Below are 23,670 nucleotides of genomic sequence, written 5' to 3'. Positions count from 1 at the left end.
GCGGGATCGGCGCATCGGCTCACTGGCCGAGCAGCCGCTGCATCAATTCGGTTGCGTTGCCGGTGTCGTACTTGCGCATCAGCCGCGCGCGATATACGTCGACCGTGCGCGAGCTGATGTCGAGGATGCGGCCGATCTGCTTGCTGGTCTTGCCGGTCACGAGCAGCGCGGCGATTTCGCGCTCGCGCGGCGTCAGTTCGACCGCGACGCGCCGCGTCGCGCTCAGGTCCTCGAAGGTCCAGACGCCCGCTGCGTGCGGATCGGCGCGGTCGAGCGAGCGGCCGGTCACGTGGCACCAGAACAGTTCTCCGTCCGCGCGCTTCATGATACGGTCGTCCGCATAGCTGCCGTGCGCGGTCATGATCGGCGGAATCCGCTCGCCGATCCGCTCGAATTCGTCCGCCGACGGATACAGCACCTGGAACGACCGGCCGATCACCGCGTCGCGCGCGCAGCGGAAGATCGCGGCGAGCTGGTCGTTGCAGTCCTCGATGATGCGGTCGCGCGACAGCACGAGCCCGACGGGGGCGAGATGAAAGGCGGTCTGATAGTCGAGCGGAGCGTGTGCGGCCATGGCGGGCGATGCGGGTATGACTTTATGTAGTTTTGCGTATTGTGCCGTATCGCGCGCGCAGCGTACCCTTTGCACCCATCCGGAATACGGCGCGGGCGCGTCGCGGACCCGTGCCACGGCAGTGCCGGCGGCGGGTGGCTAGAATGACGTGTCGGGACGCGCCGCAGCCGTCCGCCGTCCGGGCGCGCCGAACCGGTTTCGGATTTCCATACGAGGAAGGGACACACAGATGAACAAGGTCTATGGGAGCGCGGCTGCCGCGCTCGATGGCATCGTCAGCGACGGGCAGACGTTCGCCGTCGGCGGCTTCGGGCTGTGCGGGATTCCGGAGGCGCTGATCGCCGCGCTGCGCGACACGGGCGTGCAGGGCATCACCTGCATCAGCAACAACGCGGGCGTCGACGGCTTCGGCCTCGGCCTGCTGCTCGAAACGCGGCAGATCAAGAAGATGATCTCGTCGTACGTCGGCGAGAACAAGGAGTTCGAACGGCAATACCTGTCCGGCGAACTCGAACTGGAATTCACGCCGCAGGGCACGCTCGCGGAGAAGCTGCGCGCGGGCGGCGCGGGCATCCCGGCGTTCTTCACGAACACCGGCTACGGCACGCTGATCGCCGAAGGCAAGGAAACCCGCCAGTTCGGTGAAAACCACTACGTGCTCGAACACTCGCTGACCGCCGACGTCGCGCTCGTGAAGGCATGGAAGGCGGACAAGTCGGGCAACCTGATCTACCGCCGCACCGCGCGCAACTTCAACCCGATGTGCGCGATGGCCGGCAAGATCACGGTCGTGGAGGTCGAGGAGATCGTCGAGAACGGCGAACTCGATCCGGACCAGATCCATACGCCGGGCATCTTCGTGCAGCGCATCGTGCTGAATGCGCACCCGGAAAAACGCATCGAACAACGCACCGTCCGCGCGAAAGGAGAATGACCATGGCCTGGAATCGTGACGAAATGGCCGCGCGCGCGGCGAAGGAACTGCAGGACGGCTTTTACGTGAACCTCGGCATCGGCCTGCCGACGCTGGTCGCGAACCACGTGCCGGCCGGCGTCGAAGTGTGGCTGCAGTCGGAGAACGGCCTGCTCGGCATCGGCCCGTTCCCGACCGACGACGAAGTCGACGCGGACATGATCAACGCGGGCAAGCAGACGGTGACGACGCTGGCGGGTTCGTCGATCTTCTCGTCGGCGGACTCGTTCGCGATGATCCGCGGCGGCCACATCAACCTCGCGATCCTCGGCGCGATGCAGGTCAGCAAGACCGGCGACCTCGCGAACTGGATGATCCCGGGCAAGATGATCAAGGGGATGGGCGGCGCGATGGATCTGGTCGCGGGCGTGAAGCGCGTCGTCGTGCTGATGGAGCACGTCGCGAAGGGCGACCAGCACAAGATCCTCGAAGCGTGCACGCTGCCGCTGACCGGCGTCGGCGTCGTGGACGTCATCATCACGGACCTCGGCGTGATCGAGGTGACCGACGCGGGCCTGAAGGTGACGGAACTGGCGCCGGGCGTGACGGTTGACGAGATCAAGGCGAAGACCGGCGCGCCGCTCGACGTGAGCGCGGTGAACTGACGAACGCGCGCTGCGGCGGCCGTTCGCGGCCGGCCGCATGCGTCGCCGGCGGCGGGCGGGACGCAGGTCCCGCCCGTTTGTTTTTTGGGTGCAGCGTGGCGCCGGGAGGCCGCCGCCGGTTCGCCGCGGCAAAGCGGTTTACAATCGACCGGCCGTTTTGTCAGCCTTCGTCAGCCTTCGTCAGCATTCTCCTGCAAGGACTCCACGATGACCGCCACGTCCGCTTCGTCCGCCGCTTCGTCCGCCGCTTTTTCCAGCACCCCGCGCCAGCAGTTCGTCCAGTGCATCAGCCCGTCGGGGCTGCACCGCGTCGCCTATACCGAATGGGGCGAGCGCGACAACCCGCGCGTGCTCGTCTGCGTGCACGGCCTCACGCGCTCGGGCCGCGACTTCGACCGGCTCGCGGCCGCGCTGTCGGGCCGCTATCGGGTGGTGTGCCCGGATGTCGTCGGGCGCGGGCTGTCGTCGTGGCTCGCCGATCCGAACGGCTACGGCATCGCGCAGTACGTCGCGGACATGGTCACGCTGATCGCGCGGCTCGGCGTCGCGCGCGTGGACTGGTTCGGCACGTCGATGGGCGGCCTGATCGGCATGGCGCTCGCCGGGCTGCCCGACGCGCCGATCGGCCGGATGGTGCTGAACGACGTCGGTCCGCACATCGAGCCGGTGTCGCTCGAACGCATCGGCAGTTATCTCGGCAACGACGAGCGGTTTTCGACGCAGCAGGACGGCATCGACCGCGCGGCGCAACTCGCACGCTCGTTCGGACCGCTGAGCGCCGACGAATGGCGCGAGATCAACACGCCGCTGCTGCACGAGGTCGACGGCGCATGGCGCTTCCGCTACGACCCGCGCATCGCGCAGCCTTTTGCCGCAGTCACGCCCGAGCAGAATGCGGCCGGCGAGGCGTTCCTGTGGCGCGCGTTCGCGGCGATCAAAGGACCGGTGCTGGTCGTGCGCGGCGCGGAATCGGACCTGCTGTCGCGCGAAACCGTCGCGAAAATGGTCGAAACGGGGCAGCGGGTGTCGAGCGTCGAGATCGAAGGCGTCGGCCATGCGCCGGCGTTTCTGGCGGTCGAGCAGATCGACGTCGCGCGCCGTTTCTTCGACGGCGCCCCCGCCGACGCGTCATAATATGAGATTAGCCGGCGCGCGCACCGCCGGCCCCACCTCAACAGGAATGTTTTCATGGCAGTCATTCGTCACCACGTCGGTCCGCGTCTTTCGGAAATCGCTGTCCACAACGGCACCGTCTATCTGGCGGGCCAGATCGCCGAGGACACGACGCAGGACATCGCCGGCCAGACCCGCGAGGTGCTCGGCCACATCGACCGCCTGCTCGCGGAAGTGAACAGCGACAAGTCGCACCTGCTGTCGGTGCAGATCTACATCGCGGACATGAAGGACTTCCCCGGCATGAACGCGGTCTGGGACGGATGGGTCGCGCAGGGCGCCACGCCGCCGCGCGCGACCGTCGAGGCGAAGCTCGCGAATCCCGCGTGCCTCGTCGAGATCGTCGTCGTCGCTGCGCAGCGCGGCTAACGGCGCTGCCGCCACCGTTCTTCCCGTCTGTTGCCCGGCCGTTTCGGCGGCGGGCCTTGCCTCATGAGTAGCGACACCGTTCCGTCCGTTCCCGCGCCGCCGGCCCTGTTGCCGTCGCTCGACGACGCGCTCGCGTTCGTGCGCGAGCACGCGGGCGACGCGCGCCTGTCCACCGGCGAGGCGGTGATCGACCACGCGCAGGGCACCGCGTCGATCATGCAGACGCTGAACGTCGATCCGCCGGCGGTGCTCGCGGCGGCGCTGTTCAACGTGCCGCCGCATCTGGACGATCCGGAGAAGGCGATCGCCGCGCGCTTCGGCGACGAAGTCGCGAAGCTGGTATTCGACGTGCGCAAGCTGCTGCGGCTCGGCACCGTGAGCCTGCGGGTCACGCAGAACGCGCCCGAGGACGCGCGCGACGCGCAGTCCGCGCGGCGCGCGCAGGTCGAGTCGCTGCGCAAGATGCTGCTCGCGTTCGCGCAGGACATTCGCGTCGTGTTGATCCGGCTTGCGTCGCGGCTGCAGTCGCTGCGCTATTACGCGGCCGCGAAGATCACGCCGGCGCCGGAGATCGCGCACGAGACGCTCGAAATCTACGCGCCGCTCGCGAACCGGCTCGGCATCTGGCAGCTGAAGTGGGAGCTGGAGGATCTGGCGTTCCGCTTCGAGGAGCCGCAGACGTACAAGCGGATCGCGAAGCTGCTCGACGAGAAGCGCGTCGAGCGCGAGGCGTACGTGACGCAGGCGATCGAGCGGCTGCGGCAGGAACTGGCCGCCGCGAACATCGACGCCGAGGTCAGCGGACGGCCGAAGCACATCTACAGCATCTGGCGCAAGATGCGCGGCAAGGATCTCGACTTCTCGCGCCTCTACGACGTGCGCGCGTTCCGCGTGATCGTGCCGGACATCAAGGATTGCTACACCGTGCTCGGCATCGTGCACAACCTGTGGCAGCCGGTGCCGAAGGAGTTCGACGACTACATCTCGCGGCCGAAGCCGAATGGCTATCGTTCGCTGCACACGGTCGTGATCGGCGACGACGGCCGCGCGTTCGAAGTGCAGATCCGCACGCAGGAGATGCACCAGTTCGCCGAGTACGGCGTCGCCGCGCACTGGCGCTACAAGGAAGCGGGCGCGCGCGGTTACGGCGGGCAGGTCAGCGCGACCGGCCGCTACGACGAGAAGATCGCGTGGCTGCGCCAGTTGCTCGCGTGGAAGGACGACGTATCGGACAGCGAGCAGCCGTGGGAGCAGTTGCGCCACGCGACGCTCGACGACGACCAGATCTACGTGCTGACGCCGCAGGCGCGCGTGATCGCGCTGCCGCGCGGCGCGACGCCGGTCGATTTCGCGTACCACCTGCACAGCGAACTCGGGCACCGCTGCCGCGGCGCGCGCGTGGACGGCGCGATGGTGCCGCTCAACACGCCGTTGCAGAACGGCCAGACGATCGAGATCGTCGCGGTGAAGGAGGGCGGCCCGTCGCGCGACTGGCTGAATCCGCAGCTGGGTTATCTGCACAGCCCGCGCGCGCGGCAGAAGGTGCGCGCGTGGTTCAACGCGATCGAGTCGCAGGAGAACATCGCGAACGGCCGCGCGATGGTCGAAAAGACGCTGCAACGCGAGGGCCGCACGTCGGTGAACCTCGATCAGCTTGCGGCGAAGCTCGGCTTCCGGACGCCGGACGACCTGTTCGCGGTGGTCGGCAAGGAAGAGTTCAGCCTGCGCAACGTCGAGCAGGCGCTGCACGACGCGCCGGCGCCGGAGCCGGAGGAGCAGGCGCCCGAGCAACTGGCAAAGCGCGCGAGCGGCGCGAGCGTCGCGCACGGCGCATCGACCGGGGTGCTGGTGGTCGGCGTCGACGCGCTGCTGACGCAGCTTGCGCGCTGCTGCCGGCCGGCGCCGCCGGACGACATCTGCGGGTTCGTGACCCGCGGCAAGGGCATGTCGATCCACCGCGCCGACTGCCCGACGTTCCTGCGGATGGCGGAGCGCGCGCCGGAGCGCGTGCTGCAGACGACGTGGTCCGCGGACGTGCTGGGCGGGCGCGGTCAATCGGTGTATCCGGTCGACGTGATGATCGAGGCGACCGACCGCCAGGGGCTGCTGCGCGACATCTCCGAAGTGTTCGCGCGCGAGAAGATGAACGTGATCGGCGTGAAGACGCAGTCGCGCCGCAACGCCGCGTACATGCAGTTCACCGTCGAGGTGTCGAACTCCGCGCAGGTCCAGCGCGCGTGCGCGCTGCTCGGCGAGGTGACCGGCGTCGTGCGCGCGTCGCGCAAGGGCTGACGGCGGCGGCCCGATGCGCCGGAGTTCGAAAGGGCTTGCAGGGTTTTCCCAGGCTCGCTATACTCTCGGCTTCTCTAGGCTCGTAGCTCAGCTGGTTAGAGCACCACCTTGACATGGTGGGGGTCGTTGGTTCGAGTCCAATCGAGCCTACCAACGAAATCGAAGCCTCGGCTCTGCCGGGGGTTCAGCGAGTAGAAAGATACTCCGACACTCGGCGCATCAGGGCGAATACGGTTATGACACCGCGAACGTTCACCGAAACCACTTCGGAGCGACGCTAGTCGAGGACCTCTTTCGCCCTTGCAGTCTGGTTTGAAAAGTGAATGCGGCCCCTCGAAAGCGGGGCCGCATTTTTTTCGCCCCTCGGCTTTTGCCCTGAGTTCCGCGTGGGCCAGTTTCTGAACTCGATGTTCGACGTGCCGTCGCCGGCACTTTTGGAGGAAGCAATGGTTTCGATACGTCTGCCCGACGGTTCGGTTCGACAGTACGATCATCCGGTGACCGTCGCCGAAGTCGCGGCCTCGATCGGCCCGGGACTCGCGAAGGCCGCGCTCGGCGGCAAGCTCGACGGCGAACTGGTCGATACGTCGACGCTGATCGACCGCGACGCGTCGCTCGCGATCGTCACGGACAAGGACCCGGACGGACTCGACATCATTCGCCACTCGACGGCGCACCTGCTCGCGTACGCGGTGAAGGAACTGTATCCGGAAGCGCAGGTGACGATCGGGCCGGTGATCGACAACGGCTTCTACTACGATTTCGCGTACAACCGGCCGTTCACGCCCGAGGATCTGGAGAAGATCGAAAAGCGCATGCAGGAACTCGCGAAGCGCGACGAGCCGGTGACGCGCCGCGTCGTCACGCGCGGCGAGGCGGTCGATTACTTCAAGAGCATCGGCGAGAAGTACAAGGCCGAGATCATCGAGTCGATTCCGGGCGCCGAGGAAATCAAGCTGTATTCGCACGGCGGCTTCACGGACCTGTGCCGCGGCCCGCACGTGCCGTCGACGGGCAAGCTGAAGGTCTTCAAGCTGATGAAGGTCGCCGGCGCGTACTGGCGCGGCGACGCGAAGAACGAGCAGTTGCAGCGGATCTACGGCACGGCCTGGACGAAGAAGGAAGACCAGGACGCGTACCTGCACATGCTCGAAGAGGCCGGGAAGCGCGACCACCGCAAGCTCGGCAAGCAGCTCGACCTGTTCCACATGCAGGACGAGTCGCCGGGCATGGTGTTCTGGCATCCGCGCGGCTGGACGCTGTGGCAGCAGGTCGAGCAGTACATGCGTCGCCGCATCAACGATGCGGGCTATCTTGAGATCAAGACGCCGATGATCATGGACCGCTCGCTGTGGGAAGCGTCGGGCCACTGGCAGAACTATCGCGAGAACATGTTCACGACGGAGTCGGAGAAGCGCGACTACGCGATCAAGCCGATGAACTGTCCGGGCCACGTGCAGGTGTTCAATCACGGCTTGCGTTCGTATCGCGACCTGCCGCTGCGTTACGCGGAGTTCGGCTCGTGCCACCGGAACGAAGCGTCGGGCGCGCTGCACGGGCTGATGCGCGTGCGCGGCTTCGTGCAGGACGACGCGCACATTTTCTGCACGGAAGACCAGTTCATCCGCGAGTCGATCGCGTTCAATACGCTCGCGATGAGCGTGTACAAGGATTTCGGGTTCGATCACATCGACGTGAAGCTGTCGCTGCGGCCGGATTCGCGCGCGGGCACGGACGAAACGTGGGATCGCGCGGAGCAGGGGCTGCGCGACGCGCTGACGGCCTGCGGCATCACGTGGGAAGAGTTGCCGGGCGAAGGCGCGTTCTACGGCCCGAAAGTCGAGTACCACATCAAGGACGCGCTCGGCCGCTCGTGGCAGTGCGGCACGCTGCAGCTCGACATGGTGCTGCCGGAGCGCCTTGGCGCCGAATACGTGGCGGAGGACAACAGCCGCCGCCGCCCGATCATGCTGCACCGGGCAATCCTCGGTTCGATGGAGCGTTTCCTCGGCATTCTGATCGAGCACCATGCCGGTGCGATGCCCGCCTGGCTCGCGCCGATGCAGGCGGTCGTGATGAATATCGCCGAAAGTCAGGCCGAATATGCCGCCACTGTGGCCCAAACGTTGCAAAAACAAGGGCTTAGAGTGGAGAGTGATTTGCGCAATGAGAAAATTAGCTATAAAATACGCGAGCACACGCTCGAAAAGGTCCCGTACCTGCTGGTTGTCGGCGACAAGGAGCGTGATGCACAAACGGTAGCCGTGCGTGCCCGTGGCGGCGTCGATCTGGGCGTAATGCCGGTCGATGCGTTCGTTGAGCGTCTGCGCGAAGACGTGCAGTCGTTCAGGTGAAGCCACTGCGGCAGCGCGGCTCGTTTTTTTAATCTTTAGAGGAAACGTAACATCGCTACTGATAAGTCGCATCGCATCAACGGTGAAATTACTGCACCCGAGGTGCGTCTCGTCGGAATCGAGAACGAGCCGTTGGGCATCGTGAAACTGGCCGATGCGTTCCGCATGTCGGAACAACAGGACGTCGATCTGGTTGAAATTGCGCCGCAGGCGGTGCCGCCGGTCTGCCGCTTGATGGACTACGGCAAGTTCAAGTACCAGGAGGCGAAGAAGCAGCACGAGGCGAAGCTGAAACAGAAGGTCATCCAGGTGAAGGAAGTAAAGTTCCGCCCGGGTACCGATGACGGCGATTACAACGTCAAACTGCGCAACCTCGTTCGCTTCCTCGAAGACGGCGACAAGACGAAGATCACGTTGCGTTTCCGGGGCCGCGAAATGGCTCACCAGGAAATCGGCATGCGGATGCTCGAACGTCTGCGCACCGACCTCGAAGAGGTGGGCCAGGTCGAGCAGATGCCGAAGATGGAAGGGCGCCAGATGATCATGGTGCTCGCGCCGAAGAAAAAGAAGTAAGCACGCGCCGTGCGTCCGCGGACGCACGGCGGGTGAGGCAGGATCACCAAAGCAGGATCAACAAGGTTGTGCGCTTCGCCGTACCGGCGAAGCGGATTGCAGGTTCCGGAACGGCGCCCGCGCGCGGCACGAAGAGTGCGGCAAACGGGCGTTTTTCCTGATAGCGGCGGCCGGCAGCATGGCCGTCTGCGATACCAAGTGGAGTGGGTTTCGAAGGGCGGTTTCAAGGGCGAAGCGGTTATCCGCATAGCCGACCGCACACCCATGTCCATCAAATAATGGAGTTGTTTGTCATGCCCAAGATGAAAACCAAGAAGAGCGCTGCGAAGCGCTTCGTGGTGCGTCCGGGTGGTACCGTCAAGCGCGGTCAAGCCTTCAAGCGTCACATCCTGACCAAGAAGACCACCAAGAACAAGCGTCATCTGCGCGGCGCAACGGCTGTTCATGATTCCGATCTGAACTCCGTGCGCGCAATGCTGCCGTTCGCGTAACCTCAACTCACACTCAAAGGAGCGAAACATGCCTCGAGTCAAACGTGGGGTTACCGCACGGGCCCGCCACAAGAAGATCATCAAGCTGGCCAAGGGTTACCGCGGCCGTCGCAATAACGTCTATCGCATCGCCAAGCAGGCGGTCATGCGCGCGGGCCAGTACGCCTACCGCGATCGCCGCAACAAGAAGCGTGTGTTCCGCGCACTGTGGATCACGCGTATCAACGCGGCGGTGCGTCAGCACGACATGACGTACAGCGTGTTCATCAACGGCCTGAAGAAGGCGTCGATCGAACTCGACCGCAAGGTGCTGGCCGACATGGCGGTGTTCGACAAGGCTGCTTTTGCTGCGATCGTCAAGCAGGTGAAAGCCGCCGTTGCAGCCTGATTCAGGCACTGCGTGGTTCGTTGCAGCGAACATCCGGTCGTTTCGGTGACGCTGCAACAAAAACGGGGCTCCTCACCGAGCCCCGTTTTTGTTGGTCGAGCCACTTCGTGCTTCTCGTGTCTCGCTTCCGGCGGCGCCTCCGGACGCCGCCACTGACTCAAACACTGACGTTGAAAAATGGGATCAATGGATCTGGACCAGATTGTCGCCGACGCGCAAAGCGCCTTCGCACAGGCCTCCGACGCCAACACGCTCGAAAACGAGAAGGCGCGTTTTCTCGGCAAGTCCGGCGCGCTGACCGAACTGCTGAAGGGATTGGGCAAGCTCGATCCCGAAGCGCGCAAGACCGAAGGCGCGCGCATCAACGTCGCGAAGCAGCAGGTCGAGGCGGTGCTGAACGCGCGCCGTCAGGCGCTCGCCGACGCGCTGCTGAACCAGCGCCTCGCGGCCGAAGCGATCGACGTCACGCTGCCCGGCCGCGGCACCGGGTCCGGCAACCTGCATCCCGTGATGCGCACATGGGAGCGCGTCGAGCAGATCTTCGGCTCGATCGGCTTCGACGTCGCGGACGGTCCGGAGATCGAAACCGACTGGTACAACTTCACCGCGCTGAACAGCCCGGAGAACCATCCGGCGCGCTCGATGCAGGACACGTTCTACATCGACGGCAAGGATGCGGACGGTCGGCAGTTGCTGCTGCGCACGCACACGAGCCCGATGCAGGTGCGCTACGCGCGCACGCACACGCCGCCGATCAAGGTGATCGTGCCGGGCCGCACGTACCGCGTCGACAGTGACGCGACCCATTCGCCGATGTTCAACCAGGTCGAAGGCCTGTGGATCGAGGAGAACATCAGCTTCGCGGACCTGAAGGGCGTCTACACCGACTTCCTGAAGAAGTTCTTCGAGCGCGACGACATCCAGGTGCGCTTCCGTCCGTCGTATTTCCCGTTCACCGAGCCGTCCGCCGAAATCGACATGATGTTCGAGCAGGGCAAGAACGCCGGCAAGTGGCTCGAAATTTCCGGCTCGGGCCAGGTGCATCCGACCGTGATCCGCAACATGGGCCTCGACCCGGAGCGGTACATCGGCTTCGCCTTCGGCAGCGGCCTCGAACGTCTGACGATGCTGCGCTACGGCGTGCAGGACCTGCGTCTCTTCTTCGAAAACGATCTGCGCTTCCTGCGCCAGTTCGCCTGATTCGAGACGCCCGCGCACGGCAGCAGCACGCGGCGCGAATCCCTGCGCGACATCGCGCGCAGGCCGCCGCGACGGTCATAACCTGTCTGGAACGTAAATCAAATGTTATTCCCTGAATCCTGGCTGAGAACCTTCGTCGATCCGCAACTGTCGACCGACGAGCTCGCGCACGCGCTGACGATGGCCGGCCTCGAAGTCGAAGGGCTGCGTCCGGCCGCGCCGCCGACGTCGAAGATCGTCGTCGGCAAGGTGCTCGAAGTCGTCAAGCACCCGGACGCGGACAAGCTGAACGTGTGCCAGGTCGATGCGGGCACCGGCGCGACGCTGAACATCGTCTGCGGCGCGCCGAACGTGAAGCCGGGCATCAAGGTGCCGGTCGCGCTCGTCGGCGCGCAACTGCCGCCGGCCGAAGAGGGCGGTGCGCCGTTCGCGATCAAGTTGTCGAAGCTGCGCGGCGTCGAGAGCCAGGGGATGCTATGCTCCGCGCGCGAGCTGAAGCTGTCCGAGGACCATAGCGGCCTGCTGATTCTCCCCGACGACACGCCGGTCGGCGAAGACATCCGCCGCACGCTGAACCTCGACGACACGATCTTCGAAATCAAGCTCACGCCGAACAAGGCGGACTGCCTGTCGGTGTTCGGCGTCGCGCGCGAGACCGCCGCGATCACCGGCGCGCCGCTGAAGGCGCCCGTGTTCACGCCGGTCGTGCCGACGCTCGACGAGAAGCTGCCCGTCAAGGTGTCCGCGCCGGATCTGTGCGGCCGCTTCTCGGGCCGCGTGATCCGCGGCGTCGATGCGCATGCGAAGACGCCGCAATGGATGGTCGAGCGCCTCGAACGCTCGGGCCAGCGCAGCATCTCCGCGCTCGTCGACATCTCGAACTACGTGATGCTCGAACTGGGCCGTCCGTCGCACGTGTTCGACCTCGACAAGATCCACGGCTCGATGGACGTGCGCTGGGGCCGCCCCGGCGAGCAGCTGAAGCTGCTGAACGGGAACACCGTCGAAGTCGACGGGACGGTCGGCGTGATCGCCGACGATCGCGAGATCGAGAGTCTTGCCGGCATCATGGGCGGCGACAGCACCGCGGTGTCGCTCGACACGAAGAACATCTATGTCGAGGCCGCGTTCTGGTGGCCGGACAGCATTCGCGGCCGCTCGCGCCGCTACAATTTTTCGACCGATGCGGGCCATCGTTTCGAGCGCGGCGTCGACTGGTCCACGACTGTCGAGCACATCGAGCGCATCTCGCAGCTCATCATCGACATCTGCGGCGGCAGCGCCGGCCCGGTCGACGACCAGACGCTGAACGTGCCGAAGCGCGAGCCGGTGACGATGCGCGTCGCGCGCGCAAACCGCATCATCGGCGTCGCGATTTCGGCCGACGAGATCGCGCAGATCTTCACGCGCCTCGGCCTGCCGTTCGAGCGCCAGGCCGGCGACGACGGCGACACGTTCAGCGTGACGCCGCCGCCGTATCGCTTCGACATCGAGATCGAGGAAGACCTGATCGAAGAAGTCGCGCGGATTTACGGCTTCGAGAAGATTCCGGCGCGTCCGCCCGTCGCGAAGAGCGAGATGCGCGCGACCCACGAAACGAAGCGTTCGATTCACGCGATCCGTCACGCGCTCGCCGCGCGCGACTACGCGGAGACGGTGAACTTCAGTTTCGTCGACGAAGAGTGGGAGCGCGACTTCGCGGGCAACGACAAGCCGGTGCGTCTGTTGAACCCGATCGCGAGCCAGTTGTCGGTGATGCGCACGACGCTGTTCGGCAGCCTCATCAACGTGCTGCGCTACAACCTGAACCGTCGCGCGGATCGCATCCGCGTGTTCGAGGCGGGCCGCGTGTTCCTGCATGACCCGGCGATCAAGGCCGGCGAGATGAGCGTCGAAGGTTTCGCACAGCCGAAGATGATCGGCGCGCTCGCGTATGGCCCGGCGCTCGAAGAGCAGTGGGGCGCGCCGACGCGCGCGGTCGATTTCTTCGACATGAAGGGCGATCTCGAAGCGTTGTTCGCGCCGCTCGGTGCGGCAAATGCCGCGCGTTTCGTGAAGGCGGAGCATCCGGCGCTGCATCCGGGACGCAGTGCGCGCGTCGAAGTCGATGGCCGCGCGGTCGGCTGGATCGGCGAACTGCATCCGCGCTGGATGCAGAAGTACGACTTGCCGCATGCGCCGATCCTGTTCGAAGTCGAGGCCGACGCGCTGATGGCGCGTGCGCTGCCGGTGCCATCCGACGTGTCGAAGTTCCCGCCGGTGCGGCGCGACATCGCGCTCGTCGTGGACCAGAAGATCGAGGTTCAGGCGCTGCTGGACGAGATCGGAAAGGGGCTTACGGACGATGCGTGCCGGATCGTCCAAAAGGTTGCACTTTTCGATGAATTTCGTGCAAAATCAAACACTTCCGGACTTGGCGCAGACGAGAAAAGCCTTGCCTTCCGGGTGACCTTGCAAGATACTGGCGGAACCCTTCAGGACGAAACGGTCGATGCGGCCATCAAGTCCCTGGTGGATCGCCTGGCTCGAGTGTATGGCGCCCGTTTGCGCGGATGATGCGAGGTTTCTCGCGTAAAGCTGGATTTCCGGATGCGGCCCACGTGTCCGGATTGCGCCATTTCATAGATAGATGAACGAAATGAACTCGAGTGATTTCGAAGCCCTTCTTGCGGCACAGCGTAGCGCCATGACTCGCGATCTTCCGGCCGCATCGGCGGCCGCTTCGACGGAAACGCCCACGCTGACCAAAGCCGAACTCGCGGAACTGCTGTTCGACAATGTCGGGCTCAACAAGCGGGAGGCGAAGGACATGGTCGAGGCGTTCTTCGAGGTGATTCGCGATGCGCTTGAAAGCGGCGACAGCGTGAAGTTGTCGGGCTTCGGCAATTTCCAGTTGCGCGACAAGCCGCAGCGTCCCGGCCGCAATCCGAAGACGGGTGAGGCGATTCCGATCGCCGCGCGTCGGGTCGTCACGTTCCATGCGAGCCAGAAGCTGAAGGCGCTGGTCGAGAACGGCGCCGATGCGAGCTACGGCCGCTGAGCGCTGATACGGCGCATGCGCGTCGGTTGTCTCGACGCGAACGCAAACGTTACCCTGCAGCAGCGCGCGATTCCGCAACCACCACGACGGCAAACCGGCGATGACATCGACAATCGAAAAGGTCGTCTTGCCTCCGATTCCCGCGAAGCGCTACTTCACGATCGGTGAAGTGAGCGAGCTGTGCGGCGTGAAGCCTCATGTGCTGCGTTACTGGGAACAGGAGTTCACGCAGTTGAAGCCGGTCAAGCGGCGCGGCAACCGCCGGTACTATCAGCATCACGAAGTGCTGCTGATCCGGCGGATTCGCGAACTGCTGTACGAGCAGGGGTTCACGATAAACGGCGCGCGCAACCGGCTCGATTCGCACGGCGCGGTGATCGGCGAGCCGGCGGAGCAGGAAGCGGCGGACGAAGCCGCGACGCCGGTGACGACCGCGACGGTGGACGTCGATCAGTTGCGCAAGGATCTGCTGCATGTGCTCGATGTGCTCGGACATTGAACGCGTTGCGCGCCAGCGGTTTTTGCGGCTGCGGCGCGGTTCTAAACGGCGCGAGGGTCTGTTATACTCTCACGCTTTCGGGGCGTAGCGCAGCCTGGTAGCGTACCTGCATGGGGTGCAGGTGGTCGGAGGTTCAAATCCTCTCGCCCCGACCAGAATAGAACCCGCACAGTTCAATGCTGTGCGGGTTTTTTCTATTGCGTCAACGTTGGGCGTACGTACAGCGGTTTTTAGTGGTGTGAGCGAGGCGCGTCGGTATTTCTGCGCGGCCCTTGCCGGCCTTCGCGGCGTCTGTCGCACCCAGTGCGCGCAGGTCCTTGAACTGGATCCCGACGCTCACGCCGGCGCGCTCCTTCGCGCGGCGCCACATCGAGTGCAGCTAGGTCTTCGAATACGCGCCGCCTTTCTGCGTCGGAAAAAGGAACGGGCTGATGATTTGATACTTCTTCTTGATCGCCTTGGCCCGCTCGATCACGGCCCGGATCTGTGGGGTGATCTCGACGTCCAGCACCTTGCCGCTCCTGGTCGCCTTCTTCGACGGTTTGAACCGGATTGCCGTGAGGCCGATCCGTGCTTCAAGGAGCGTGCGCACGTCGATCGCGCGTTGCCACACGAGGTACGACATGTCGACGATGCACTGGACATCGGCCCTGACTCCGTCGGCAGACCGTCCTTCCCAATCAGCGCGGCATCGCGGATCGCCTTGATCGCGTCGTGCGCCGGCAGCACCTCGCGGCGCTTCGTCTGGTAGTCGGACAGGTCGAGCTGGTCGCACGGGTTGTCCTGCCCAAAGCCTCGCTCGCTGATCGCGAACCTGAACATCTTGCGCAACACGTTCGCGTATTTCTGCGCGGTGTTGTGCTTCGATTTGAAGTCGTCGCGCAGGAAGTCGGCGCAGTCCTTCGTCGTCACTTGCGCGACAGTGTAGTCCTCAAAGGCGGCCGCCATCGCATCGGCCATGCGTTTGTATTCCTTCTGCACTTCATCGCTGTATCGCCCCAGCTTGCGGTCCTTCCAGGCCTCGCACAGGCTGGGCATCGTCCCATCGACGAGCTTCCTGTTGCCGATCCGCTCGCCGAGCTTCGAATACCTCTCGGGCTCGCCGTCGGCGATCGAGCACAACCGGATCCACGTCTGGATCTTGCCGGTCCATGGGTTGCGTGTCGGCGCCGGCGCAAAAAAATAGTACGCGCCGTGCTTCGCCTGCACGCGCCGCGCGAGGCCACTGTCTCGTCATATACGCCATCGAGTTCAAGGCGATTGCCGCGCGATGTGCGGATCGAAAACACGACGCGCGTCATGCCTTCCTTCGGTATCTCTCTGCCGATGCGTGCCTTGAATTTAGCATTACGGGTTCCTTCGGAATGGGATTGCGGGGCGGCGTCGATGGCGGCATCGACGCATTCGGCATGTTGCCGGGGCGTCGCATCCGGGTCGCGCTTCGGAACAGGAATGTAGATTTCGAGCGAGGCATACCGAAAATCGGTCGCATCGGCCCGCGTGTCACGCAGCCACCGACACCGTGCCGCATCGCGCGCATGGTCCGCCAGTGATACCGCCTGCTGCGCGGGAGCGGCGTCGTCGGCTAGAACAGCGCATAGACAGCGTTCTGAACGAGTGCATCCGGATCGAAGTCCGCCTCCTTGCCGCACATCGTCGCGCCGCGCACGGCATAGCGCACGGCCGCGACGACGGCATCGCGCTGCCTGTGCGTTAGGATCGGATGGGGTGTATCGGCGGTCGTATCGCGCGCCTCGTCCCACTCCTCGCAGCGCGGTGCATACAGCCAGTGCTCTTTCGAAAGTGGCAGGCTCCCGACCGTGAATGCGCTGCCATCCAGCAGAACCGTCGTCGTCGGCCCGGCCCGCGCAGCATCTGCTAATGGAGCCTGGACATTGCCGGGTGCTTCAGCGATCCATGCATAGATGCCGCGCTCAGTCGGCCTGGAAGAAACCTGCGGTAACGCTGCGGCTACTGGTCGCTTGCGAACAGCTGCAGCGCGCGCCTGCGAGCAGTTCAGATGTTCCGGGACGTCGCTCATGCCTGTCTCGCAATGAAGGGATTGATGGGTCTGATTGCACCGGACAAGCGTTGTGGTACTGTCCAATTACGTAGTCAACTTTGGAGGGTGCGACGTGGACCATAATCATTTCCGCATCGGTGACTTCGAGTACGTCTTCCATGCCATCCGCACTCCGAATGGATGGACGAACTGGATCATCGAAACAAATCACGGCGTTGCTCCGGCTGAAGAGCGCAAGATCGACGGGGCCCTGGAGTTTGCCGACGAAGCCGAGGCCCTTGAGTTTGCAGAGAAACATGCTCACAGGTTGGCCGACTCGCATTTCAGTCAACCCCCGATGCGGAGCCCCAATAGATCTTCGTGAACGCCGCATCGACAGCATGGCCACGCGGGCGCAGACCATTCGCGAGCGTGGCGCGATCGTGATGGCTGGCGGTCGCCGGTCGTAGCAGGCCGAAACAGGAATTGGCGACCTGCATCAGGTCGGTGGCCGGCGTTGCGGCAATCCGGCCCAACGCCTCGTTGCGCGTGCGCTTGCGTGTCTCGCGGCGCCACGGCTTGATCACCTGACCGACGAAGTCGACGCCGAGGTCGATCGGCTGAAGGATCGTCTTGCGCGGATTGATCTGCAGGCCGAGGCGCTCGGGCAGGAACGCCGTCACGTCGGCGAACACTGCGTTCAGCCAGCCGGCCGACTCGTGCAGGAACACGAAGTCGTCGACGTAGCGGACATAGTGCCGCGCGCGCAACTGGTGCTTCGCGTGCGGGTCGGGCACGTCGAGATAGACGTTCGCGAAAAACTGGCTCGACAGGTTGCCGATCGGTAGCCCGAGATGGGCGAGCTGGCCGAGCAGGCGCTTTTGCAGAGGCACGAGATTCATCCGCGCCGGGTCGCCGCGGTGGGCGAAGTCGGCCCGTGGATCGTGCATCAGCGGTCTCGGTCAGCGCGCGCCAGAACGGCTCGGGGATCTTCGCCAGCAGCAGATCGAGCCGCACGCGCTTGTCGATGCTGACGAAGAAGTTCGCGAGATCGCACTTCAGGTAGTACGCCGGTCGCGACCCGTTCTGCATGATCGACCGGATCTTCGATTCGAGGCTTTCCGCTTCACGCAGCGTTCCGCGCCCCTTGATGCAGGCCTGCGTGTCCGCGCTGAACGAACGCTCGAAGCGTGGGCCGACGCGGTTGTAGGGCAGGGGGTGCACGACGCAGTCGCGAAACCCGGCGGCCCATCCCTCGCGCGGCTTCGGCCGCGTGATGACGAAGCATAACGAACGGCCCGGCGGATAGCATGATGACCAATAGTGAATTTTTGCGCCGCCAATAACGCACTGTCAGCGTTGCTCTTGTCCGCAAGCGATTTGCCCGAGCGTTTGCGCGGCTGGCCATCCAGGCCCGACGCTGCCGGATTGGCATCGGGCGTGGGCTCGAATGCCACCGAGTCGAGGCGCTTGGCACCCCACCTCCCTCAAGTATCTCCACCTTCTGCCGTTAAGCAAACGATTACGCATACCGATCGCCCGCGCGCCGGCGTTCCACAACGGACGCGCGAGGCCCATCGTCCGACAGACTGCTGGAAAGTCACGAAATTATGCTGTGGTGAAGATTCCTCCTGCCAAACCCACCCTGCTCATCATCGACGACCACCCGCTGTTCCGCGAAGCGCTGTGTCCGCTGCTGCACGGGTTGATGCCGGATGCGCACATCGTCGGCGTCGGCGACGTCCAGTCGGCCCTGGAAGTGGCGATGGCGTCCGTCGTGCGCCTCGTGCTGATCGACTACGCGCTGCCGCGCATGAACGGCATCGCCGCCATCCCGCTGCTGCGCCAGTTGCTGCCCAGCACGCCCATCGCGATGGTGTCGGCGTCGGAGCAGGCGTCCGACGCGAAAGCCGCGATCGCGGCGGGCGCGCGCGGCTTCGTGCCGAAATCCCTGCGCCCGCAGGAACTCCAGAACGCACTGCGGCAGGTGCTCGACGGCGGCTGCTACATTCCGGCCTCCATGCTGGAAGCGTTCGCCGGTCTGGCGTCGGCATCCGCCGATGCCAACGGACGCGAGGACGAACACGGCTTCACGCTGCGCCAGCGGCAGGTGCTCCAGGGCCTGTGCGAAGGGCTTTCCAACAAGGAAATCGCGCAGCGGCTCGATCTGGCCGAAAACACTGTCAAGGTTCATGTGACCGCCATCTTCAAGGTGCTCGGCGTCGTCAGCCGCACCCAGGCCGTGGTGCAGGCCCGTCAGTTCGGCATTAGCGGCGCGCGGTAGGTCCTCTGCCGGATCATCGCCGCCAGCGTGCGGCGCAGTTGTTGCGGCTTCACCGGCTTGTGCAGCAGCGGCAGGCCGCTGGCCTCGGCCTGGATCAGACGGTCGGCCGCGGTGTCGCCGGTCACCAGTAGCGCGGGGATGTCGTCGTTGAATTCGTCGCGCACGCGGTGTATCGCGTCGATGCCGCTGGCCCCGCCGGCCAGCCGGTAGTCGCAGATCAGCGCGTCCGGCGCGCGACCCGCCGCGTTCAGCAGTTCGACGAGCGCCGCGCAGGTGTGCGCGGCGGCGACTTCCACGCCCCAACTGCGCAGCAGCGCCAGCATCGCCTCGCGGATGTGGATTTCGTCGTCCAGCACCGCGACGAAGCACCCGGCGAGCACGGTCGTGTCCACGGTGTCGACCGATACCGGCGCGCACGGGCCGAAGTTCGCCCTGGGCCGCGCGCGGGGCAGCGAAAACCCGAAGACCGAGCCGCGCGACGGTTGCGAACGCACGTAAATCGGCGCGTCGAGCAAATCGGCGATGCGCCGCACGATCGCGAGCCCCAAACCGAGCCCCTTGCGGCGATCCCGCTCCGGGTTGCCGATCTGCACGAACTCCTTCCACACTTCGTTCAGCGCGGACGCCTCGATGCCGATGCCGGTGTCGTACACGACGAAGCGCACGTCCGCGCCGTCGCGCCGGCAGCCGACCAGCACGCCGCCGGTCTGCGTATAGCGCAGCGCGTTGGACACCAGGTTGTTGAGCATCTGCTCGCACAGCCCCGGATCGCCGCGCACCCACGCGGTGGAGGGCAGCACGGTCAGGCGCAGCCCCTTCGACGCCATCGGCCCGGTGAAATTGAGCGCGACGCGGTCGAGCAACGTCTGCGCGGGCAGATCCGTCAGCGACGGCCGCACCACGCCCGCATCCAGTTTCGACACGTCGAGCAGCGCGAGAAACAGCGAATCCATCGCCATCAGCGACTGCTCGATGTTGTGAACGAGGCCGTCGCGCGCTGCTGCGGTGTCGGCGGATTTCAGCGCCTCGACGAACAGCGTCAGTGCGTGCATCGGTTGGCGCAGGTCGTGGCTGGCGGAGGCGAGGAAGCGGGACTTGTCCGCGACGGCGGTTTCCGCGATGGCGGTGCGGTCGGCCAGTGCCTGGGCCAGCAGCGTCTGTTCCAGCCGCAGCCGGATGGATTCCAGCATGTTGCGGTTGGTGCGCAGCGAAAAGCGCGCGAAGAAGAACGAGTAGAGCAGCAGCATGATGCCGGTCAGCCAGCCGGCGCTGCCGCCGATGAAGAACAGCATGAACGGCAGCGGCAGCATGCACGGCAGGTAGAAAGCCAGAAACGCGTTGCGCACCGTCGCGAACGCGCCGCCCGAAGTCGTCGCCAGCATCGAAACGATCAGCGTCAGGAACAACTGCTGTTCCATGGCCCCGGCCGGGTTGAGCAGGACCGCCCCGCCGCCCCACGCGATGCCCGACGCCAACTGGCTCCATACCGCCCAGCGGCCCCAGCGGCCCATCGCGCGGGTGCCAGGTTTCTCGCGCAACCAGATCAGCAGAAACAGGATGCGCACGCCCACCTGGGCGGCCATCACGGCGAGCCAGCTCGCCCAGATCGCGGCCGGCGCGATCGGCGCGACTTCCAGGATCACGAAAACCGGCGCGCCGGCGCTCGCCAGCAAAGCGATCGGCTGGTTGCGCTGATGCTCGCGTATCGCGGTGGCGACGACTTCGGCGTCGAGCGAATCGCAGGCGGGATTCGGAGCGGACGGATTCTGTTTCATGGAGCGTATGGAACACCGGATGCCGGACTTTGGCAAGACCGCCCTAATACCAAAGTAGTAGGCCGCTACCAAAGTAGTAATGACGTGCGCCTGGCATGGGCTTAACGTAGCCGCCATTCAGCACCGACGTTTGCGCCGCCTGGCTCTGCGTGGACAGGAAAGCAGTCGACGGTGTCGCCGCAATGCGCTCGACGTCGCGAGGCAGGCAGCCCGATGGGTGCGATCTTCTGCCTGGTGGCGCTGGTGGCGCTGGTGATTTTTGTCGTGCTGCTGCTCGGCGTGGTCGAGTTGCTGGTGCTTCCGGGCCTGCGCGATTCGAAGTCGAGACGTGATCGGGCGCGGCCGTTTCGCGATTTTCGCGATTGATCGACTGCGGGATCGCTGCGTCGATCCGGGCTGTGTTGACGTTGTTCCTGCTCCGGCTTTTTTTCCTTTGAGGAGAACCACTGTGGCTTCTGATGGATCCGTCGCTCCGAAGGAGCGTGTCAATATCGTGTATCGCCCGGCCACCGGCGATGCCAAGGCCGAAGTCGAACTTCCTCTGAAGCTGCTCGTGCTGGGCGACTACACGTTGCGCGACGACGATACGCCGATCGAGGAAATGAAGCCGGTCGATGTCAACAAGGACAATTTCAACGACGTCCTGAAGGCGCAGAAGCTGTCGCTCGACCTGAGCGTGCCGAACCGGCTGGACAGCAGCGCCGGGCCGGACTCGGTGCTGGCGGTCAACGTGAAGTTCGATTCCATCGACGACTTCGGGCCCGACGCGCTCGTCGACAAGGTGCCGGAGCTTCGCCAGATGATCGCGCTGCGCGATGCGCTGAAAGCGCTCAAGGGGCCGCTCGGCAACATCCCCGATTTCCGCAGGAAGGTCCAGGAGCTGATCGGCGACGAGGGCGTGCGCGCACGCCTGTTGTCGGAACTCGGCATCCAGGACAACAACTGATCGCGCGCGAGAGACCATCCATGAGCGAAGAGCAAAAACAACAGGATGCGGCCGCCGCTCCTGCCGAAGCGGGCGGCGACTCGCTGCTTGACCAGTTGATCGAATCGGCGCGGATCAAGCCGGGCGACGACGCGTATTCGATCACGAAGCAGGGCATTCAGGCCTTCATTTCGCAACTGCTCGAACCGCAGCGCAGCGTCGAGCGCGTCACCCAGGCGACGGTGGACGGCATGATCGCCGACCTCGACCGCAAGCTGTGCGCGCAGGTCGATGCGATCCTGCATCACGCGGATTACCAGCGGCTCGAATCGGCGTGGCGCTCGCTGAAATTCCTCGTGGACCGCACGAATTTCCGCGAGAACGTGAAGCTCCAGTTGCTGAGCGTCAGCAAGTCGAAGCTGCTGGACGATTTCCAGGACGCGGCCGACATCACGAAGTCGGGCCTCTACCGGAATCTCTACACGGCCGAGTACGGCCAGTTCGGCGGCCAGCCGTTCGGCGCAATCGTCGCCAACTACGAATTCGGGCCGGGCGGCCAGGACATCAAGCTGCTTCAGTACGCGGCGAGCGTGTCGGCCATGTCGCATGCGCCGTTCATCGCGGCGGCGGGCCCGCAGTTTTTCGGCGTCGATTCGTTCGACCAGTTGCCGAACCTGAAGGACCTGTCGTCGGTATTCGAAGGGCCGCAGTTCGTGAAGTGGAACTCGTTTCGCGAGACGGAAGACGCGCGTTACATCGGCCTCACGCTGCCGCATTTCCTGCTGCGCGTGCCGTATGGCCCGGATACGGTGCCGGCGAAGAAGTTCAGCTATACCGAGGACGTGTCCGGCGGCAACGGCCAGTTCCTGTGGGGCAACGCGGCGTTCACGTTCGCGTCGCGCCTCACCGAGAGTTTCGCCGACTACCGCTGGTGCGCGAACGTGATCGGGCCGCAGGGCGGCGGCGCGGTCAACGATCTGCCGGTGTACACGTACGAGTCGATGGGCGAGTTGCAGAACAAGATCCCGACGGAGGTGCTGATCTCCGAGCGGCGCGAGTTCGAACTGGCCGAGCAGGGTTTCATCGCGCTCACGATGCGCAAGAACAGCGACAACGCGGCGTTCTTCTCCGCGAATTCCGCGCAGAAGCCGAAGTTCTTCGGCAACAGCAAGGAAGGCAAGGAGGCCGAGCTTAACTACAAGCTCAGCACGCAACTGCCGTATATGTTCGTCGTGAGCCGCCTCGCGCACTACATCAAGGTGATCCAGCGCGAGAACATCGGCACGTGGAAGGAGCGCGGCGATCTCGAAAGCGAGCTGAACGTGTGGATCCGCCAGTACGTCGCCGACATGGACAACCCGGCCGAAGGGGTCCGCAGCCGCCGACCGCTGCGCCAGGCCGAGATCACCGTGGCCGACGTCGAAGGCGATCCGGGCTGGTATCGCGTGGATCTGAAGGTGCGCCCGCATTTCAAGTACATGGGCGCGTCGTTCACGCTGTCGCTCGTCGGCAAGCTCGACAAGAAATAACGTGCGCCGGTGTCGCGGGGGATTCGCATGAATTGCCCGAGATGGTTTTTACGCACGGCCCGCGCCGTGCGGGAGCACCGGACCACGGTGCATCGAATCACAATCAACCTGTTGCAGGAGAAACGACCATGCCGATGCCGTGTTATCTCGTCCTCGAAGGACAGAACCAGGGGAAGATCGAAGGGTCCACGAAGATCAAGGGTCACGAGGGGAAGATTCTCGTGCAGGCGGTCGATCACACGATCGAGATCCCGAAGAGCCCGCAGACCGGCCTGCCGACCGGCAAGCGCGTCCACCTGCCGATGACGCTGACGAAGGAAATCGACAAGTCGTCGCCGAAGCTGTTCCAGGCGCTGACGTCGGGCGAGCAGATGAAGGACGTGACGCTGGAGTATTACCGCATCTCGCCGAAGGGCACGGAAGAGAAGTACTACACCGTGAAGCTGTCGAACGCGATCCTGACGAACATCCGCGCGTGGACGCCGAACTGCCTGTCGCAGGCGAACCAGCAGATGGGCCACATGGAGGACATCTCGTTCACTTACGAGAAGGTCACGTGGACGTTCGATCCGGACGGCATCGAGGCCGAGGACTCCTGGCTCGCGCCGAAGTCCTGACCGGCCT

24 protein-coding genes and 2 tRNA genes are annotated in these 23,670 nt (G+C 64.8%); 20 read left to right on the top strand and 6 right to left on the bottom strand.

The genetic code is table 11. The annotated features are described in order from the left end of the window. Nucleotides 1–19: 19 nt before the first annotated feature. Entirely contained in the window at nucleotides 20–574 is a 555-nt protein-coding gene (locus BLV92_RS12590) for a PAS and helix-turn-helix domain-containing protein (RefSeq protein WP_090545355.1), read from the bottom strand. 229 nt (nucleotides 575–803) lie between these two features. Between BLV92_RS12590 and BLV92_RS12585 the strand changes: the two genes are divergently transcribed. From BLV92_RS12585 to BLV92_RS12510, 15 genes are all read left to right on the top strand, one after another. Further along, complete coding sequence (locus BLV92_RS12585) at nucleotides 804–1,508, top strand: CoA transferase subunit A (protein WP_090545353.1); 705 nt, start codon at nucleotides 804–806, stop codon at nucleotides 1,506–1,508. A 2-nt stretch (nucleotides 1,509–1,510) separates the two neighbouring features. Continuing rightward, complete coding sequence (locus BLV92_RS12580) at nucleotides 1,511–2,152, top strand: CoA transferase subunit B (RefSeq protein ID WP_090545351.1); 642 nt, start codon at nucleotides 1,511–1,513, stop codon at nucleotides 2,150–2,152. A 207-nt stretch (nucleotides 2,153–2,359) separates the two neighbouring features. Next, nucleotides 2,360–3,286, top strand: a complete 927-nt coding sequence (locus tag BLV92_RS12575) for an alpha/beta fold hydrolase (protein ID WP_090545349.1) — start codon at nucleotides 2,360–2,362, stop codon at nucleotides 3,284–3,286. A 54-nt stretch (nucleotides 3,287–3,340) separates the two neighbouring features. After that, a complete protein-coding gene (locus tag BLV92_RS12570; protein WP_090545347.1) occupies nucleotides 3,341–3,694 on the top strand; it encodes a RidA family protein in 354 nt (117 codons plus the stop codon). Nucleotides 3,695–3,757: 63 nt separating this feature from the next. After that, nucleotides 3,758–5,986, top strand: a complete 2,229-nt coding sequence (locus BLV92_RS12565) for a RelA/SpoT family protein (protein WP_090545345.1) — start codon at nucleotides 3,758–3,760, stop codon at nucleotides 5,984–5,986. A gap of 76 nt (nucleotides 5,987–6,062) precedes the next feature. Next, nucleotides 6,063–6,139: transfer RNA gene (locus tag BLV92_RS12560), tRNA-Val, on the top strand. Nucleotides 6,140–6,432: 293 nt separating this feature from the next. Continuing rightward, a complete protein-coding gene (thrS, locus tag BLV92_RS12550) occupies nucleotides 6,433–8,340 on the top strand; it encodes a threonine--tRNA ligase (RefSeq protein ID WP_090545343.1) in 1,908 nt (635 codons plus the stop codon). A 51-nt stretch (nucleotides 8,341–8,391) separates the two neighbouring features. Continuing rightward, on the top strand, nucleotides 8,392–8,913 hold the full coding sequence (gene infC, locus BLV92_RS12545) for a translation initiation factor IF-3 (RefSeq protein WP_090545341.1): 522 nt from the start codon (nucleotides 8,392–8,394) through the stop codon (nucleotides 8,911–8,913). A gap of 293 nt (nucleotides 8,914–9,206) precedes the next feature. Further along, the gene (gene rpmI / locus BLV92_RS12540) at nucleotides 9,207–9,404 is read left to right on the top strand and encodes a 50S ribosomal protein L35 (RefSeq protein ID WP_004191477.1); all 198 of its coding nucleotides are present in this window, start codon (nucleotides 9,207–9,209) and stop codon (nucleotides 9,402–9,404) included. Between the two features lie 28 nt (nucleotides 9,405–9,432). After that, a complete protein-coding gene (rplT, locus tag BLV92_RS12535; protein WP_007585475.1) occupies nucleotides 9,433–9,792 on the top strand; it encodes a 50S ribosomal protein L20 in 360 nt (119 codons plus the stop codon). 186 nt (nucleotides 9,793–9,978) lie between these two features. Next, the gene (gene pheS, locus BLV92_RS12530) at nucleotides 9,979–10,992 is read left to right on the top strand and encodes a phenylalanine--tRNA ligase subunit alpha (RefSeq protein WP_167627048.1); all 1,014 of its coding nucleotides are present in this window, start codon (nucleotides 9,979–9,981) and stop codon (nucleotides 10,990–10,992) included. Between the two features lie 102 nt (nucleotides 10,993–11,094). After that, on the top strand, nucleotides 11,095–13,548 hold the full coding sequence (gene pheT, locus BLV92_RS12525) for a phenylalanine--tRNA ligase subunit beta (RefSeq protein WP_090545338.1): 2,454 nt from the start codon (nucleotides 11,095–11,097) through the stop codon (nucleotides 13,546–13,548). A gap of 73 nt (nucleotides 13,549–13,621) precedes the next feature. Next, nucleotides 13,622–14,032: an integration host factor subunit alpha gene (locus BLV92_RS12520; RefSeq protein ID WP_090545336.1), complete on the top strand. Its 411-nt coding sequence runs from the start codon at nucleotides 13,622–13,624 to the stop codon at nucleotides 14,030–14,032. A gap of 100 nt (nucleotides 14,033–14,132) precedes the next feature. Continuing rightward, nucleotides 14,133–14,531 carry a MerR family transcriptional regulator gene (locus tag BLV92_RS12515; protein ID WP_090545334.1) on the top strand — a complete coding sequence of 133 codons (399 nt, stop codon included), beginning with the start codon at nucleotides 14,133–14,135 and terminating at the stop codon, nucleotides 14,529–14,531. Between the two features lie 78 nt (nucleotides 14,532–14,609). Further along, nucleotides 14,610–14,686 (top strand) — tRNA-Pro (locus BLV92_RS12510). 224 nt (nucleotides 14,687–14,910) lie between these two features. On the opposite strand, the gene BLV92_RS32905 is transcribed toward BLV92_RS12510, so the two are convergent. The 4 genes from BLV92_RS32905 to BLV92_RS33030 form a co-directional block, all read right to left on the bottom strand. Next, a complete protein-coding gene (locus tag BLV92_RS32905) occupies nucleotides 14,911–15,042 on the bottom strand; it encodes a hypothetical protein (protein ID WP_256216318.1) in 132 nt (43 codons plus the stop codon). Then, nucleotides 15,003–15,740: a hypothetical protein gene (locus tag BLV92_RS31545; RefSeq protein ID WP_143040682.1), complete on the bottom strand. Its 738-nt coding sequence runs from the start codon at nucleotides 15,738–15,740 to the stop codon at nucleotides 15,003–15,005. The genes BLV92_RS32905 and BLV92_RS31545 overlap by 40 nt, the downstream gene beginning before the upstream one ends. Nucleotides 15,741–16,116: 376 nt before the next feature. Then, nucleotides 16,117–16,572, bottom strand: a complete 456-nt coding sequence (locus BLV92_RS31540; protein WP_143040681.1) for a hypothetical protein — start codon at nucleotides 16,570–16,572, stop codon at nucleotides 16,117–16,119. A gap of 305 nt (nucleotides 16,573–16,877) precedes the next feature. Further along, the gene (locus BLV92_RS33030) at nucleotides 16,878–17,483 is read right to left on the bottom strand and encodes an RNA-directed DNA polymerase (protein WP_309147459.1); all 606 of its coding nucleotides are present in this window, start codon (nucleotides 17,481–17,483) and stop codon (nucleotides 16,878–16,880) included. Nucleotides 17,484–18,148: 665 nt separating this feature from the next. On the opposite strand from BLV92_RS33030, the gene BLV92_RS12490 reads away from it, so the two are divergent. Beyond that, nucleotides 18,149–18,817 carry a response regulator gene (locus BLV92_RS12490; RefSeq protein ID WP_166676981.1) on the top strand — a complete coding sequence of 223 codons (669 nt, stop codon included), beginning with the start codon at nucleotides 18,149–18,151 and terminating at the stop codon, nucleotides 18,815–18,817. On the opposite strand, the gene BLV92_RS12485 is transcribed toward BLV92_RS12490, so the two are convergent. Beyond that, nucleotides 18,790–20,592 (bottom strand): ATP-binding response regulator, encoded by a 1,803-nt coding sequence (locus tag BLV92_RS12485; protein ID WP_167627046.1) that lies wholly within the window; start codon nucleotides 20,590–20,592, stop codon nucleotides 18,790–18,792. The genes BLV92_RS12490 and BLV92_RS12485 overlap by 28 nt on opposite strands. A 213-nt stretch (nucleotides 20,593–20,805) precedes the next feature. Between BLV92_RS12485 and BLV92_RS32040 the strand changes: the two genes are divergently transcribed. The 4 genes from BLV92_RS32040 to BLV92_RS12470 all read left to right on the top strand — a co-directional run bounded on the left by BLV92_RS32040 (nucleotide 20,806) and on the right by BLV92_RS12470 (nucleotide 23,663). Beyond that, nucleotides 20,806–20,958: a hypothetical protein gene (locus tag BLV92_RS32040; RefSeq protein ID WP_167627044.1), complete on the top strand. Its 153-nt coding sequence runs from the start codon at nucleotides 20,806–20,808 to the stop codon at nucleotides 20,956–20,958. An 82-nt stretch (nucleotides 20,959–21,040) separates the two neighbouring features. Next, entirely contained in the window at nucleotides 21,041–21,538 is a 498-nt protein-coding gene (gene tssB / locus BLV92_RS12480; RefSeq protein WP_090545327.1) for a type VI secretion system contractile sheath small subunit, read from the top strand. Between the two features lie 20 nt (nucleotides 21,539–21,558). Continuing rightward, nucleotides 21,559–23,046, top strand: a complete 1,488-nt coding sequence (gene tssC, locus BLV92_RS12475; RefSeq protein ID WP_090545325.1) for a type VI secretion system contractile sheath large subunit — start codon at nucleotides 21,559–21,561, stop codon at nucleotides 23,044–23,046. A 128-nt stretch (nucleotides 23,047–23,174) separates the two neighbouring features. Then, nucleotides 23,175–23,663, top strand: a complete 489-nt coding sequence (locus BLV92_RS12470) for an Hcp family type VI secretion system effector (RefSeq protein ID WP_090545323.1) — start codon at nucleotides 23,175–23,177, stop codon at nucleotides 23,661–23,663. Nucleotides 23,664–23,670 lie beyond the last annotated feature (7 nt).

The organism is Paraburkholderia caballeronis (genome assembly GCF_900104845.1).
Taxonomy (GTDB): domain Bacteria; phylum Pseudomonadota; class Gammaproteobacteria; order Burkholderiales; family Burkholderiaceae; genus Paraburkholderia; species Paraburkholderia caballeronis.
Note: the sequence above shows the minus strand (reverse complement) of the source record. Positions and strands in the feature narration are given on the sequence as shown.

Coding starts and splice junctions, on each gene's coding strand:
- BLV92_RS12565 (WP_090545345.1), top strand. CDS start 3,758: ATGAGTAGCGACACCGTTCCGTCCGTTCCCGCGCCGCCGGCCCTGTTG.
- rplT (WP_007585475.1), top strand. CDS start 9,433: ATGCCTCGAGTCAAACGTGGGGTTACCGCACGGGCCCGCCACAAGAAG.
- BLV92_RS12515 (WP_090545334.1), top strand. CDS start 14,133: ATGACATCGACAATCGAAAAGGTCGTCTTGCCTCCGATTCCCGCGAAG.
- tssC (WP_090545325.1), top strand. CDS start 21,559: ATGAGCGAAGAGCAAAAACAACAGGATGCGGCCGCCGCTCCTGCCGAA.
- BLV92_RS12575 (WP_090545349.1), top strand. CDS start 2,360: ATGACCGCCACGTCCGCTTCGTCCGCCGCTTCGTCCGCCGCTTTTTCC.
- BLV92_RS33030 (WP_309147459.1), bottom strand. CDS start 17,483: ATGCACGATCCACGGGCCGACTTCGCCCACCGCGGCGACCCGGCGCGG.
- BLV92_RS31540 (WP_143040681.1), bottom strand. CDS start 16,572: ATGAGCGACGTCCCGGAACATCTGAACTGCTCGCAGGCGCGCGCTGCA.
- BLV92_RS32040 (WP_167627044.1), top strand. CDS start 20,806: ATGGGTGCGATCTTCTGCCTGGTGGCGCTGGTGGCGCTGGTGATTTTT.
- BLV92_RS12580 (WP_090545351.1), top strand. CDS start 1,511: ATGGCCTGGAATCGTGACGAAATGGCCGCGCGCGCGGCGAAGGAACTG.
- rpmI (WP_004191477.1), top strand. CDS start 9,207: ATGCCCAAGATGAAAACCAAGAAGAGCGCTGCGAAGCGCTTCGTGGTG.
- BLV92_RS12485 (WP_167627046.1), bottom strand. CDS start 20,592: ATGAAACAGAATCCGTCCGCTCCGAATCCCGCCTGCGATTCGCTCGAC.
- pheT (WP_090545338.1), top strand. CDS start 11,095: ATGTTATTCCCTGAATCCTGGCTGAGAACCTTCGTCGATCCGCAACTG.
- thrS (WP_090545343.1), top strand. CDS start 6,433: ATGGTTTCGATACGTCTGCCCGACGGTTCGGTTCGACAGTACGATCAT.
- BLV92_RS12570 (WP_090545347.1), top strand. CDS start 3,341: ATGGCAGTCATTCGTCACCACGTCGGTCCGCGTCTTTCGGAAATCGCT.
- BLV92_RS12585 (WP_090545353.1), top strand. CDS start 804: ATGAACAAGGTCTATGGGAGCGCGGCTGCCGCGCTCGATGGCATCGTC.
- BLV92_RS12470 (WP_090545323.1), top strand. CDS start 23,175: ATGCCGATGCCGTGTTATCTCGTCCTCGAAGGACAGAACCAGGGGAAG.
- pheS (WP_167627048.1), top strand. CDS start 9,979: ATGGATCTGGACCAGATTGTCGCCGACGCGCAAAGCGCCTTCGCACAG.
- BLV92_RS12520 (WP_090545336.1), top strand. CDS start 13,622: ATGAACGAAATGAACTCGAGTGATTTCGAAGCCCTTCTTGCGGCACAG.
- BLV92_RS12590 (WP_090545355.1), bottom strand. CDS start 574: ATGGCCGCACACGCTCCGCTCGACTATCAGACCGCCTTTCATCTCGCC.